The following is a 15090-nucleotide window of genomic DNA, read 5'->3' on the forward strand; positions in this document are numbered from 1 at the left end:
GCGCGCGCCGCCACCGGTGTGGAAGGTTCGCGCTGATAGCGGTAGTTCATGCTGCTCACCTCCCGGGTCAAGGCCTCGCGGCCGAGGACTCTTCGCATCGCGACCGCGCTCCTGGCCGCGACCACCTCCGCCACCCTCCTCGCCGCGAGCGCGCCGTCACCGGCCGAACCGCTCGGCATCGGCGACCGCCTCTTCCCGCACCTGGGCAACCCCGGGTACGACGTCATGGCGTACGACATCGCCTTCACCTACCGCGGCGACAACAAGAAGCCGCTCGACGCCGTCACGGTGATCGACGCCCGCGTGAGCGAACCGCTGGAGCGGGTCAACCTCGACTTCGCCCACGGCAAGGTCCGCTCCGCCGAGATCAACGGCGCACCCGCCCGTTTCGAGACCACCGGTGAGGACCTGGTCGTCACACCGTCACGCCCGCTGGACCAGGGCGAGCGGATGCGGGTCACGGTCCGGCACACCAGCGACCCCGCGCCCACGAAGAACCAGGACGGCGGCTGGGTGCCCACCGCCGACGGGCTCGCCATGGCCAATCAGGCCGACGCCGGGCACCGTGTGTTCCCGTGCAACGACCACCCCGCCGACAAGGCGATCTTCACGTTCCGTGTGACCACCCCGAAGGGGCTCACCGCCGTCGCCAACGGCCTGCCTGTCGCCACGGCGCACACGGGGCCCACCACGACCCGGGTCTTCCGCACCCACCACCCCATGGCGACGGAACTGGCGCAGGTGTCCATCGGCCGCTCCACCGTGGTCCACCGCTCCGGGCCGCACGGCCTCCTCGTACGCGATGTGGTGCCCACCAAGGACCGCAAGGCGATGGAGCGCTGGCTGAAGAAGACGCCGGACCAGATCCGCTGGATGGAGGAGAAGGTCGGCCGCTACCCCTTCGAGGCGTACGGCGTGCTGATGGCGCAGGCACGGACCGGCTTCGAACTCGAGACGCAGACGCTCTCCCTCTTCGAGAGCGACCTGTTCAAGCGGCCCGAGTTCCCCGAGTGGTACGTGGACTCGATCATGGTGCATGAGCTGGCGCACCAGTGGTTCGGCGACAGCGTGAGCCCGCGTTCCTGGTCCGATCTCTGGCTCAACGAAGGGCACGCCACCTGGTACGAGGCACTCTTCGCCGAGGAGAAGTCGAAGAAGCCCCTCCAGAAGCGGATGCGTGAGGCCTACCGGCAGTCGGACGGCTGGCGCGCGGCGGGCGGACCGCCGGCCGCGCCGAAGGGGCCCGCACCGGGCCAGAAGATCAGCATCTTCCGGCCGGTGGTGTACGACGGCAGTGCGCTGGTGCTCTACGCGCTGCGGCAGGAGATCGGGCAGGAGAACTTCGACCGCCTGGAGCGCGATTTCGTGCGCACCTACCGGGACGGGAACGCGACGACCGCGGACTTCGTCCGGCTCGCCTCGTCGACCGCGGGCCGCGATCTGAGCGGCTTCTTCGACGCCTGGCTGTACGGCGCGAAGACGCCGCCGATGCCGGGCCACCCGGACTGGCGTAAGGCGGCTCCGGCAGGGAAATAACCCGGGTGACGAGACGGGCCGTTCCGTGCAACCATCTTCAGGTCGGCGCCGCTGCGGCTCCGGGAAAACCCTTCGGGGGGATCTCAGGGACCGCACCGGCCGGCCCGGGGAATCTCGGGGCGGCCCCGAGCGTTGACCCCAATGAAGAATCCCATCGACGTAAGGATCCAATGACCTCCTCTTCTTCCCCTTCCCAGGACGCGCAGAGCCTCGCGCAGAACTACCCCGAAGGTCTTCGGGCCGATGCCCTGATGGAAGAGGACGTCGCCTGGAGCCACGAGATCGACGGAGAGCGGGACGGCGAACAGTTCGACCGCTCCGAGCGTGCGGCCCTGCGCCGCGTCGCCGGACTCTCCACCGAGCTCGAGGACGTCACCGAGGTCGAGTACCGACAGCTCCGTCTGGAGCGAGTGGTGCTCGTCGGGGTGTGGACCTCGGGCACAGTGCAGGACGCGGAGAACTCGGTCGCCGAGCTGGCCGCTCTCGCCGAGACGGCGGGCGCGCTCGTGCTCGACGGCGTCATCCAGCGCCGCGACAAGCCCGACCCGGCGACGTACATCGGATCCGGCAAGGCCCAGGAGCTGCGCGACATCGTCCTCGAGACCGGGGCGGACACCGTCGTGTGTGACGGTGAGCTCAGCCCTGGCCAGCTGATTCACCTGGAAGACGTCGTCAAGGTCAAGGTGGTCGACAGGACCGCCCTGATCCTCGACATCTTCGCCCAGCACGCCAAGTCCCGAGAGGGCAAGGCGCAGGTCGCCCTTGCCCAGATGCAGTACATGCTCCCGCGCCTCCGTGGCTGGGGTCAGTCGCTCTCCCGTCAGATGGGCGGCGGCGGATCCAGTGGCGGCGGCGGCATGGCGACCCGTGGTCCCGGTGAGACCAAGATCGAGACGGACCGCCGTCGGATCCGCGAGAAGATGGCGAAGATGCGCCGGGAGATCGCGGACATGAAGACGGGCCGCGAGATCAAGCGCCAGGAGCGCAAGCGCAACAAGGTGCCGTCGGTCGCGATCGCCGGTTACACGAACGCGGGCAAGTCCTCCCTGCTCAACCGCCTCACTGGCGCGGGCGTCCTGGTGGAGAACTCCCTGTTCGCCACCCTGGACCCGACCGTGCGCCGGGCCGAGACGCCGAGCGGCCGGATCTACACCCTGGCCGACACCGTCGGGTTCGTACGGCATCTGCCGCACCACCTCGTCGAGGCGTTCCGCTCCACGATGGAGGAGGTCGGCGAGTCCGACCTGATCCTGCACGTGGTGGACGGTTCGCACCCGGTGCCGGAGGAGCAGCTGGCCGCCGTGCGCGAGGTGATCCGTGACGTGGGCGCGACGGACGTGCCCGAGATCGTGATCGTCAACAAGGCGGACGCGGCCGATCCGCTGGTCCTCCAGCGGCTCCTGCGCAACGAGAAGCACGCGATCGCGGTCTCCGCGCGCACGGGCGCGGGCATCGAGGAGCTGCTCGCGCTGATCGACACCGAACTGCCCCGGCCCGAGGTCGAGATCGAGGCCCTCGTGCCGTACACCCAGGGTCAGCTCATCTCGCGGGCGCACGCCGAGGGCGAGGTGCTCTCCGAGGAGCACACCGCCGACGGCACGCTGCTCAAGGCGCGGGTGCACGAGGAACTGGCGGCGGATCTCACGCCGTACGTGCCGGTCGCGGGCTGAACGCAGGCCCGGACAGGCGCCGTTCACGCGGTACGCATGGCGAAGGCCCGCCCCCTCTCGTAGGGGGCGGGCCTTCGCCATGTCAGGTGCGAGGCGCGGCGGTCGCCCGCCGTGCGGCTACTTGGAGCCGTACTTCTCGCTCATCATGTCGTAGACCTGCTCGGCGCCCTTGCCGAGCTGCGGACCGGCAAGCCAGGTGTTCTCGGCCGGGCCGATCGAGGTGTTCGAGACCAGCTGCGTCTTGCCGCCGACCATCCGGAACCAGCCGCCACCGGACGAACCGCCGGTCATGGTGCAGCCGATGCGGTACATCGTCGGCTGGGCGGAGGTCAGCGAGAGCCGGCCGGGCTTGTCGATGCACTTGTGCATGATCTGGCCGTTGTACGGGGGAGCGGCAGGGTATCCCCAGGCGCCCATCGAGCTCACGCTCTGCGTCGAGGGCACCGAGAAGTCCACCGCGAGCGCGTTGCCGACCGTCTCCTCGAGGGACTTCGAGCCCTGCTCCGGCTTCACGTGCATCACGGCGTAGTCGTACGGTGCGCCGGCGCCGCCCGAGGAGGCGCCCTGGTCGATCCACTCGGCGGAGGTCGAGACCCAGTCGGCCCAGTACTGGCCGTAGGGGGCGACTTCCTGCGGGGCGGCGTTGCTCAGCTCGGCCTCGGACTTACCGAGGTCGTTGTAGGCCGGCACGAAGGTGATGTTGCGGTACCAGCCACCGGCCGAACCGGCGTGCACGCAGTGGCCCGCGGTCCACACCAGGTTGGACTTGCCCGGGTTGCGCGGGTCCTTCACGACCGTGCCGGAGCAGACCATCGAGCCCTCGGGGGAATCGAAGAAGATCTTGCCGACCGGGGCGGCGTTCTTGTGGTACGGGGTCTTCTCGCGCTTGGCCTGGACCGGCGCCGGCTCGGGGTCGGTGGCGCCCTGGTCGGAAGGCGCGTCCTTCGCGGCGATCGTCTTGTTCGGGTCCTTGGCCTTCGTCATCCGCTCGGGCTTCCAGAGGCCCTCGATGACGGGATTGACGAAGTCCTTGGACTCGCGGAGCCAGTCGTCCTTGTCCCAGTTCTTCCAGGCCCCGTCCTTCCACTTGTCCGGGTCGATGCCGTGGTCCTTCAGCTTGTCGGCGATGTCGCCGGGCAGCTTGGCATCGGAGCCCGTGTCCGTGTCGGAACCCTTGTCGGCGCCCTGCGCGGTGTCGGAACCGGCTTTGTCACCGGCCTTGTTGTCGCTGGGACCGCAGGCCGTGGCGGTGAGTGCCAGAGTGGCGGCGAGTCCGGTCGCGGCGAGTGCGAGACGTCGTCCGCGACTGCGCGCGTAGGGCGCACGAATGGAACGCATGCTGTTGTAACCCCCGAATTGAACGCGTGATTGCTGCAATTGCCATGTACTTGTCATGTGGGGGCGAGGGTGCTCCGGGAGCTCCCCGCCGACGCGACACCTCACTATGCCTGTGCGATCGAGGACGAATGACGGCGGGGTCGTGAAGGTTTGCGGCGACCCCGCCGTCGTACATCGAGTGGCCCCAACGTGGTGGCCCTTACGTGGTGGCCCCTACGTTGCGGCTCGCTACTTGTCGGCGTACTTCTTGCTCACCGCGTCGTAGATGCCCTTGGCACCCTTGCCGAGCCGCGGACCTGCCAGCCAGCCGGCCGTCACCGGGCCGATGGAGGTGTTGGACACCAGGGCGGGCTCGCCGTTCGAGCCCTTGGCGACCCAGCCGCCGCCGGACGAACCACCGGTCATCGTGCAGCCGATGCGGTACATCGTCGGGTCCGGCTTGCTGATCGAGAGCCGGCCCGGCTTGTCGGCGCACTGGAAGGCCTTCTGGCCGTCGAACGGCGGAGCCGCCGGGTAGCCGGTCGCCGTCATGTCGGCGATCTGCGGCACGGCCGGGGCGTTGAAGTCCACCGGGAGCGCCGAACCGACCTGCTCCTCCAGAGACTGACCCTCGCTGCCCTTCTCGGGCGTCACGTGGATGACCGCGTAGTCGTACGGCGCGCCCGTGCCGCCCGTCGGGCCACCCTTCTCGATCCACTGGTCGGAGGTCTGTGCCCAGTCGCCCCACCAGACGCCGTGCGGAGCCACCTCTTCCTTGGGGGCGTTCTGCAGCTCGGCGGCCGACTTGCCGCTGTTGTTGTACGAGGGCACGAAGGCGATGTTGCGGTACCAGCCGCCCTTCGCACCGGCGTGCACGCAGTGACCCGCGGTCCACACCATGTTGGACTTGCCCGGGTGCGCCGGGTCCTCGACGACGGTGGCCGAGCAGACCATCGAGCCTTCGGGGCCGTCGAAGAACAGCTTGCCCGAGGCCGGAGCGCTGGCGTCGTACGGCGTCTTCAGGGCCGCCGCCTCCACCGGCTCGGGCGTCGGGTCGGTCACGCCCTGGTCACCGGAGATGTCGTTGTCGTCAACACCGCGGTCGGGGTTCTTGTCCGCGTCCCGCATGCGGTCCGAGTCCCACAGGCCTTCGATGATCGGGTTGACGTAGTCGCCGGCCTCGCGGAGCCAGTCGTCCTTGTCCCAGTTCTTCCAGGCCCCGTCCCGCCACTTGTCCAGGTCGATGCCGTGCTCCTTGAGCCGGTCCTGGATGTCCTGCGGGATCTGGACCTTGCCGTTGCCGTTGTCGCCGTCGGCGGGCTGGGAGGCGGCCGGATCGTCGCCCGCGTTGTCCTCGCTGGGGCCACAGGCCGTCGCGGTCAGAACGAGTGCCGCGCCGATGGCGACGGCGGCCGCCACGGGGGAGGTCCTGCCGCGCGCGCTCTTCCCACGACGAGCGGTATTGAGCGGGCGTATGGGTCGCATAGTAGAGATTCCCCCTGGGCTTCGAGATCGTTCACATGCCGGACACCGCGTGCGGCGCGGAGCGTTGAGCACCGTACTCGCGTGGCGCTGCGCACCCCTGCCGCGGATGAACGGCACCCCACACTATGCCGGTGCCATAGGGGACAGCCGACGGAACGGCAACGGTTCCGTCACGGCAAGGATCTTCCGATTACCCGTGTTCCTCCGCAGCCCCCGTCGTTGGTACGTACGGGGGACTGGCGGCCTGCGTTCATCTCCCCTGCCAACTCGTCGGCGCGCTCGCCCAGATCGAGTGGGAAGCGCCCATTCCCAGCGGGAGGACCAACAGTCGTGGCCGTGACCGAGCCGGCGCCCGCGGCGGTTTCCGCGGGACCCTCCGCTTCCGTCGCTTCCGTGGGGCACTCCGCAGCACACGAGGGGATCCTGCGACGCCAGTCGGCGCGCGAATCGGCCGCGCGCACCTATGCGCGCGCCCTGCCGATCGTGCCGGTACGCGCGCGCGGCCTGACGATCGAGGGTGCCGACGGACAGCGCTACCTCGACTGCCTCTCGGGTGCGGGGACCCTGGCCCTCGGACACAACCACCCGGTCGTGCTCGAGGCGATCAGGAAGGTCCTCGACTCGGGGGCGCCGCTGCACGTCCTCGACCTGGCGACGCCGGTCAAGGACGCCTTCACCACCGAGCTGTTCCACACGCTGCCCCGCGAACTCGCCGACCGCGCGCGCATCCAGTTCTGCGGCCCCGCCGGCACGGACGCGGTGGAAGCCGCGCTCAAACTCGTGCGTACGGCGACCGGGCGCGACGGCATGCTCGCGTTCACCGGCGCCTATCACGGCATGACCGCGGGGGCGCTCTCCGCATCCGGCGGCGCACCGGACGTACGCGTGGCCCGCCTCCCTTATCCGCAGGACTACCGCTGCCCGTTCGGGATCGGCGGTGCGGACGGCGCCGAACTCGCGGCCCGCTGGACCGAGAACCTCCTCGACGACACCAAGTCGGGTGTGCCCCGACCGGCCGGGATGATCCTTGAGCCGGTGCAGGGGGAGGGCGGTGTGAATCCCGCTCCCGACGGCTGGATGCGCCGCATGCGCGAGATCACCGCCGCACGCTCCATCCCGCTCATCGCGGACGAGGTCCAGACCGGAGTCGGGCGCACCGGTACCTTCTGGGCCGTCGAGCACAGCGGTGTGGTTCCGGACGTGATGGTGCTCTCCAAGGCCATCGGCGGCAGCCTGCCACTGGCCGTCGTCATCTACCGCGACGACCTCGACGTCTGGCAACCGGGCGCCCACGCGGGAACCTTCCGCGGCAACCAGCTCGCCATGGCGGCCGGCGCGGCCACCCTCGCGTACGTCCGTGAGAACGGCCTCGCGGAACGCGCGGGGGTCCTGGGCACCCGCATGCTCACCCAGTTGCGGTCGCTCGCCACCGAGCACCCCTGTATCGGCGACGTACGCGGCCGAGGTCTGATGATCGGCGTCGAACTCGTGGACCCCGCTGCCGCGAGCGGGGCGGACCCGGCAAATCCGGGTGGAGTGCACCCGGCCGCTCCGAGTGGCACAGGCGCCTCGGACAGTGCCTTGATCCGAGCCCCGCGACCGCTTCCCGCCGCGCCCGAACTCGCCGCGGTGGTGCAACGCGAATGCCTGCGCCGCGGCCTCATCGTCGAGCTAGGCGGACGGCACTCCAGCGTCGTGCGCCTCCTTCCTCCTCTCACCATCACGGACGAGCAGGCGGCCGCGATCCTCGACCGCCTCTCCGACGCGATCTCCGCGGCGGCGCGTCCGCACCACGGATAGCCACACCGGACCCGGGCCGTCCCGCGGACGGCCAAGAGACATCAGCTCAGCTCCAGCCCGTCGCCCCGGAGCCCGAACGACTTCACAAGGAAGCTCTCTTGAACGCCACCCCCCCATCCGACGGTCCACCCCGCCCCCACGTGCCAGGCGCGTGCGGCAAGCATTCCTCGCTGGTGGCGGAGCCCGGTACGGTCCCCAGGCAGCAGGGAGGCCTGCAGACCGAGCAGCTGCGAGGCGCGACCGCCGATCTCCTGGAGCACCCCGATCCGCACACCGCCGCGCAGGTCGCGGCCATCGAGAACCTCCTGCGCTGCTGGGTACGCGAGAACGACTTCCCCGCCCCCGAGCACGGCGCCCTGCGCATCCCGCTCAAGGCCAGCGGCACCGCGCTCCTCGTCCCCGTGTACTACTGGTCGGCCACCGGCTGGCATCGCTTCGGCCTCCCCTACCTGGAGGACGGCCCCCAGAGCGCACCCCCGGCCGACGCCGTCACCGTGGCCGCCTTGTTGGGCCGCGAAACGGGCCAACGCAGCGGAACCCAGGACTCGGACGCCGAGCCCGGCCGCCCGGGCTCAGGCAGCGACGCAGACGCAGGCAGCGACATGGCCTCTGGCAGCGACACGGCCTCCGGCAGCGACACGGACTCAGGCATGGTCGCAGGCCCCGCAGGCCCCGCAGGCACAGCGCGCCCCGCCGGTGGCGGTGGGGAGGGTGATGAGCGGGTCGAGGGCGGGGACCTCGTCGGCCGTGTCGCCGACTCCGTGCGGCGCACCGCCACCTTCATCGCCGACCGCCGGAACAACCCCGGCGACGAGCCCGACCTCTTCCTCGCCGCCGAACAGTCCCTGCTCCTCGGCCACCCCCTGCACCCCACCCCGAAGAGCCGCGAGGGTCTCTCCGACACCGAATCCCGTCTCTACTCACCGGAGTTGCGCGGTGCCTTCGCGCTGCACTGGATCGCCGTCGACCCGTCGGTGCTCGCCGCGGACTCGGCCTGGACCGAGCGAGGCCGCACCCTCCCGGCCGAGCAGCTCACCGCCCGCCTCGCGGGTCCGGACCTGCCGCTGCCAGAAGGCCACGCCGCCCTGCCCCTGCACCCGTGGCAGATGCGTGAGCTCAGGCACCGCCCCACGACCGCCGCCCTCCTGGAAGCAGGCCTTCTCAAGGACCTCGGCCCGCACGGCGCACCGTGGTACCCGACCTCCTCCGTGCGCACCCTCTACCGCTCCGGCGCCCCGGCCATGCTGAAACTCTCGCTCGGCCTGCGCATCACCAACTCCCGTCGTGAGAATCTCCGCAAGGAACTACACCGAGGCGTCGAGGTCCACCGTCTGCTGCGCAGCGGCCTCGCCGAGCAGTGGCAGGCGGTCCACCCGGGCTTCGACGTGATCCGCGACCCGGCCTGGCTCGCGGTGACCGGCCCCGACGGCGCGCCCGTGACCGGGCTCGACCTGATGATCCGGCACAACCCCTTCGGCCCCGGTGACGACGCCACCTGCATTGCGGGACTCGTCTCGCCCAGGCCCTCACCGCACGCCACGGGGCACGACCGTCCCCCGATGCGCTCCCGGCTCGGCGAGATCGTCACCCGCCTCGCCGGCCGGACGGGCCGCCCCCGCGGAGCCGTCGCCACGGAGTGGTTCCTGCGCTACCTGCAGCACGTCGTGCGCCCCGTGCTCTGGCTGGACAGTGAGGCAGGCGTCGCCCTGGAGGCCCACCAGCAGAACACCCTGCTGCTGCTCGACTCCGACGGCTGGCCCGTGGGCGGTCGCTACCGCGACAACCAGGGCTACTACTACCGCGAGTCCCGACGCGCCGAACTCGACCGCAGGCTCCCCGGCATCGGCGAGCACAGCGACACCTTCGTGTCCGACGAGGTGGCGGACGAGCGCTTCGCCTACTACCTCGGCATCAACAATGTCCTCGGACTCATCGGAGCGCTTGGCGCCCAACGCCTGGCCGACGAGCGGCTGTTGCTCGCCGCCTTCCGACGCTTCCTCGGTGACATCGTCTCCGGCCCGGCCGCGCTGAGTACGCCGCTTCCTGCCCTGCTTCTCGACTCACCCGTCCTGCGATGCAAGGCCAACCTGCTGACCCGTCTCCGCGGTCTCGACGAGCTCGTGGGCCCCGTCGACACCCAGTCCGTCTACGTCTCCATCGCCAACCCCCTTCATTCCTGAGGAACATGACCCGCTTTTTCTGAGAGGAGCGACGCCGTGCCTCCGCCTCCCCCCGATGCGAGCACCGACGCCGGTACCGAGTCCGTCGCCGAACCCGCCACTGAGTCCTGTGCCGCCGACAGGGCAGATGTCCAGGACACCTTGGACCTGCGCCTCCCGGATGAACTCATCGCCATGTTCGGTGCGAGCGGCGCGGCCGAAGCGCCGGGTGCGTACGCCGGACGCATCGAGGTCGGCGCGCGCACGGCAGTCCGTGCCCCGGCCCCGTCAGCCGCCTCGTCGGCCGCCTCGTCAGCCGACGACCTGCTGGACAACGTCGCCGACTGGGGCCCCGCGACCACCTCAGCCGGTGTCTTCCAACTCGTCCCCGTGCGTATTGAACGCGATCTCCCCCTCATCAGCCGGTGGATGAACGACCCTGCCGTGGCGGCATTCTGGGAGCTGGCCGGCCCCGATTCCGTCACGGAGACGCATCTGCGCGACCAGATCGACGGTGACGGGCGCAGCGTCCCCTGCCTCGGTGTCCTTGACGGCACGCCGATGAGCTACTGGGAGGTCTACCGCGCGGACCTCGACGCCTTGGCCCGGCACTATCCGGCCCGCCCGCACGACACCGGTCTTCACCTCCTCATCGGCGGTGTCGCCGACCGTGGCCGAGGGCTCGGCACCTCTCTGCTGAGAGCCGTCGCCGACCTTGTGCTCGACCGCCGCGTCTCATGCGCACGCGTCATCGCAGAACCCGACCTTCGCAACACCCCCTCCGTCTCCGCATTCCTGAGCGCCGGTTTCCGCTACGCCTCCGAAGTGGATCTTCCCGACAAGCGGGCGGCGCTCATGGTCCGTGACCGGGCCCTGCGCGCAGTGCTCTGACCCGCTCACTCTTGGTACACCGCTCGACCTGATCCGGTTCCCTCCCTGAGGAGTCCCCGTGCCGAATCCGTCCGTCCCCCCGACATCCCGAGAGCCGTTCGCTCTCTATGACCCGCCCGAACTGACCGCGGACAGGTGGGCGACGGCCGGGCGCCGCCTCCTCGCCAAGATGGTCGGCGAGTTCGCCTACGAGGAGATCATCGAGCCGGTTCCCACCGGGCCGCGAGACCCCGGCCCCGCCGCACCAGGCGACCTGGTCAGCTACAGCCTCCGGCTCGACAGCGATAGCGACAGCGACAGCGACGACAGCGACGACAGCGACGACAGCGACGACGGCGACGAGAACGGCGACGGTCACGGCGCTTCCGCCGCAGGCGAGAGCGACGGTCACGGCGCTTCCGCCGCAGGCGAGCCAGGCGAAGCCCGGCCGCAGACAGCCCCCCGCCTCCACTTTCGTGCCCGCCGAGGCTCGTATGGCAGCTGGCGCGTCGACCCGGCCAGCCTCGCCTTGACCGAGGGCGAGGGAACAGCACCGCTCCCCTTCAGTGACCCCCTCCGCTTCCTCACCCGGGCCCGCCGCACGCTGGGAATCGACGGCGCCACGCTCGGCCACCTCATCCGCGAGCTCACCGTCACACTCACCGCCGACGCCCGGCTCGACCAGACCGCCCTCACCGCGGCGCAGCTCGCCGACCTCGGCTACGCCGAACTCGAAGGACATCAGACCGGACACCCCTGGCTCGTCCTGAACAAGGGCCGCATCGGCTTCTCCGCCAGCGACGCCGCCCGCTGGGCGCCCGAGGCCCGCCTCACCGCGCAGCTCCCATGGATCGCGGTTCATGCCGACCTCGCCGCCTACCGAGGCGTCGCGGGCCTGGACACGGCGGAAAAGCTCTACACGCGCGAACTAGCCCCCGCCACACGGGCATTCTTCGCGGAGGTTCTCACGGCACGCGGGCTCGACCCGCACGCCTATCTCTACTTGCCGGTGCATCCGTGGCAGTGGGACGACGTCGTGCTGCCCCTCTTCGCCCCCTCCGTGGCCGAGGGCGCGATCGTGCCGCTGCCCACCGACGGTGATCTGCGGCTGCCCCAGCAGTCCATCCGTACGTTCCTGAATCTGTCCCGTCCCGATCGGCACACCGTCAAGCTGCCGCTGTCGGTCCTCAACACCCTCGTGTGGCGCGGACTCCCGACCGAGCGCACTCTCGCCGCACCCGCCGTCACCGCGTGGATGCACGCCCTGCGTGACGCCGACCCCTTCCTGCGCGACGAATGCCGGGTGATCCTGCTCGGCGAGGTCGCTTCGGTGACCGTCGAGCATCCCTTGTACGACGGCCTTCCTGAGGTCCCCTACCAATACAAGGAACTGCTCGGGGCGATCTGGCGCGAGCCGATCACCCGGTATCTTGCCCCGGACGAGCGCGCCCGTACGCTCGCCTCCTTGTTGCACACCGATCCGGACGGGAAAGCCTTCGTCGCCGAGCTGGTCGAGCGCTCCGGGCTCACTCCCGAGGCCTGGCTGCGTCACCTCTTCGGTGCTCTGCTCCCTCCGCTGCTGCAATTCCTCTACCGGTACGGCACTGTGTTCTCCCCTCACGGGGAGAACGCCATCGTCGTTTTCGACGACAAGGATGTCCCCGTCCGTCTCGCGGTGAAGGACTTCGTCGACGACATAAATGTCAGCGCCGAGGCTGTTCCCGAACACGCGTCGATGCCGGACGACGTCCGCGACGTCCTGCTCACCGAACGCCCGGACTTCCTCACGCAGTTCATCCATGCAGGGCTCTTCGTGGGTGTCTTCCGTTACCTGGCCCCGCTCTGCCACGAACAGCTGGGTGTCCCGGAGACGACCTTCTGGTCCCTCGTCCGCGCCGAGATCCTCCGCCATCAGGCGCGGGCCCCCCAGCTCAAGGAGCGGTACGAGATGTTCGACCTGCTCACGCCGCGCATCGAGCGCCTGTGCCTCAACCGCAACCGGCTGCACCTCGACGGGTACCGGGACCGTCCCGAACGGCCCCACGCCGCCGTGTACGGGAGCGTCCCGAACCCTCTGCATCAGCCTTGATCGAGGGATTGTCAGTGGAGACCCGTAGGGTGGTCGCGCTATGACAAAGCCCTCCCTTCCCGAGCTCCTGCACGCCGCCGTCACCGCCGTCGGCGGCACAGAGCGCCCTGGCCAGGTGACGATGGCCGAGACCGTCGCCGAGGCGATCGACGACGGTTCCCATCTTCTGATCCAGGCCGGCACCGGCACGGGCAAGTCCCTCGGATACCTGGTGCCCGCGCTCGCGCACGGTGAGCGTGTCGTGGTCGCGACAGCCACCCTCGCGTTGCAGCGCCAGCTCGTGGAGCGTGATCTGCCGCGGACGGTGGACGCCTTGCATCCGCTGCTGCGCCGCCGCCCCCAGTTCGCCATGCTCAAGGGCCGCTCGAACTACCTGTGTCTGCACCGCCTCCATGAGGGCGTGCCGCAGGAAGAGGAGGACGGGCCGGGCCTCTTCGACCAGTTCGAGGCCGCTGCCCCCACCAGCAAGCTCGGCCAGGATCTGCTGCGGATGCGCGACTGGGCGGACGAGACCGAGACCGGCGACCGGGACGACCTGACTCCGGGAGTCTCCGACCGTGCCTGGTCCCAGGTCTCGGTCTCCTCCCGGGAGTGCCTGGGCGCCTCGAAGTGTGCGTACGGAGCGGAGTGCTTCGCAGAGGCGGCACGGGAGCGGGCCAAGCTCTCCGAGGTCGTCGTCACCAACCACGCGCTCCTCGCGATCGACGCCATCGAGGGCGCCCCCGTCCTTCCTCAGCACGAAGTGCTGATCGTGGACGAGGCCCACGAACTGGTCTCCCGGGTGACCGGTGTCGCCACCGGAGAGCTCACCCCTGGCCAGGTCAACCGAGCCGTGCGCCGAGCCGCCAAGCTCGTCAACGAAAAGGCGGCAGATCAGCTCCAGACCGCTTCCGAGGGCTTCGAGCGGGTGATGGAGCTGGCACTCCCCGGCCGCCTCGAGGAGGTCCCGGAGGACCTCGGATACGCGCTGATGGCTCTGCGCGACGCCGCCCGTACGGTCATCTCGGCCCTCGGCTCCACCCGCGACAAATCGGTCCAGGACGAGGACGCCGTACGCAAACAGGCCCTCGCCTCCGTAGAGACGATCCACGACGTGGCGGAGCGCATCAGCAACGGCTCAGAGTGGGACGTCGTCTGGTACGAGCGGCACGACCGCTTCGGAGCCTCGCTGCGGGTCGCCCCCATGTCCGTGTCGGGCCTGCTCCGCGAGAAGCTCTTCAGCGACCGCTCGGTCGTCCTCACGTCCGCCACCCTCAAGCTCGGCGGCGACTTCAACGGCGTGGGCGCTTCCCTGGGGCTCGCCCCCGAGGGCATCGAGTCCGAGGACGCCCCGGCCTGGAAGGGCCTCGACGTCGGTTCGCCCTTTGACTACCGCAAGCAGGGAATCCTGTACGTCGCCCAGCACCTGGCCCGGCCGGGCCGTGAAGGCACGCGCAGCGACATGATCGACGAGCTGGCCGAACTGATCGAGGCGGCAGGCGGTCGAACGCTCGGCCTGTTCTCCTCCATGCGCGCCGCTCAGAACGCCGCCGAGGAGCTCCGTGGCCGTCTCGACATGCCCATCCTGCTGCAGGGCGAGGAGACGCTGGGCGAGCTGATCAAGCACTTCGCGGCGGACACGCGGACCTGCCTGTTCGGGACGCTTTCCTTGTGGCAGGGCGTCGATGTGCCGGGCGCGAGCTGCCAGTTGGTGGTCATGGACAAGATCCCCTTCCCTCGCCCCGACGACCCCCTGATGAGCGCTCGCCAGAAGGCGGTGGACGACGGCGGTGGCAACGGCTTCATGGCCATCGCCGCGACCCACGCGGCGCTCCTGATGGCGCAGGGCGCGGGCCGGCTGGTGCGGGCCTCCGCGGACCGTGGGGTGGTCGCCGTCCTGGACCCCCGGCTCGCGACCGCGCGCTACGGCAGCTATCTGAGGGCTTCGCTCCCCGATTTCTGGTACACGACGGACCGCAATCAGGCCCGCCGCTCCTTGGCCGCGATCGATGCGGCAGCCAAGGCGGACCCCAAGCCGAACCCCAAGCCTGACCCCAAGACCAATCCCCAGACGGACGGTGAGGACGAGGCTGCCGAGGCGTAAGGGACGGCCCGGGCGTGAGACCCGGGCCACCATCTCTTACACCCCGTCCGGTGGGCGGCCGCAGACGCAGCAGGGCCCCGG

General features: G+C 70.1%; 9 protein-coding genes. 7 read left to right on the top strand and 2 right to left on the bottom strand.

What is annotated here, in order from left to right:
* Positions 1-48: 48 nt before the first annotated feature.
* Both ACWD02_RS17515 and hflX read left to right on the top strand, forming a co-directional pair.
* Complete coding sequence (locus tag ACWD02_RS17515) at positions 49-1536, top strand: M1 family metallopeptidase (RefSeq protein WP_451210969.1); 1488 nt, start codon at positions 49-51, stop codon at positions 1534-1536.
* 170 nt (positions 1537-1706) lie between these two features.
* Positions 1707-3206, top strand: coding sequence for a GTPase HflX (gene hflX / locus ACWD02_RS17520; protein WP_451210972.1), 1500 nt, complete (start codon positions 1707-1709; stop codon positions 3204-3206).
* A 117-nt stretch (positions 3207-3323) separates the two neighbouring features.
* Here hflX and ACWD02_RS17525 read toward each other — a convergent pair whose 3' ends face one another.
* Positions 3324-4544, bottom strand: coding sequence for a trypsin-like serine peptidase (locus tag ACWD02_RS17525; RefSeq protein ID WP_451210975.1), 1221 nt, complete (start codon positions 4542-4544; stop codon positions 3324-3326).
* 228 nt (positions 4545-4772) lie between these two features.
* A complete protein-coding gene (locus tag ACWD02_RS17530; protein ID WP_451210978.1) occupies positions 4773-6008 on the bottom strand; it encodes a trypsin-like serine peptidase in 1236 nt (411 codons plus the stop codon).
* A gap of 330 nt (positions 6009-6338) precedes the next feature.
* Between ACWD02_RS17530 and ACWD02_RS17535 the strand changes: the two genes are divergently transcribed.
* The 5 genes from ACWD02_RS17535 (at position 6339) to ACWD02_RS17555 (ending at position 15009) form a co-directional block, all read left to right on the top strand.
* A complete protein-coding gene (locus ACWD02_RS17535; RefSeq protein WP_451210980.1) occupies positions 6339-7808 on the top strand; it encodes a diaminobutyrate--2-oxoglutarate transaminase family protein in 1470 nt (489 codons plus the stop codon).
* A 98-nt stretch (positions 7809-7906) separates the two neighbouring features.
* Positions 7907-9988, top strand: a complete 2082-nt coding sequence (locus ACWD02_RS17540) for an IucA/IucC family protein (protein WP_451210983.1) — start codon at positions 7907-7909, stop codon at positions 9986-9988.
* 36 nt (positions 9989-10024) lie between these two features.
* Positions 10025-10858, top strand: coding sequence for a GNAT family N-acetyltransferase (locus ACWD02_RS17545; protein ID WP_451210986.1), 834 nt, complete (start codon positions 10025-10027; stop codon positions 10856-10858).
* Positions 10859-10916: 58 nt separating this feature from the next.
* Positions 10917-12926 carry an IucA/IucC family protein gene (locus tag ACWD02_RS17550; protein WP_451210989.1) on the top strand — a complete coding sequence of 670 codons (2010 nt, stop codon included), beginning with the start codon at positions 10917-10919 and terminating at the stop codon, positions 12924-12926.
* Between the two features lie 40 nt (positions 12927-12966).
* Complete coding sequence (locus ACWD02_RS17555; protein WP_451210992.1) at positions 12967-15009, top strand: ATP-dependent DNA helicase; 2043 nt, start codon at positions 12967-12969, stop codon at positions 15007-15009.
* Positions 15010-15090 lie beyond the last annotated feature (81 nt).

It is taken from the genome of Streptomyces sp. NPDC002853 (assembly GCF_053591915.1).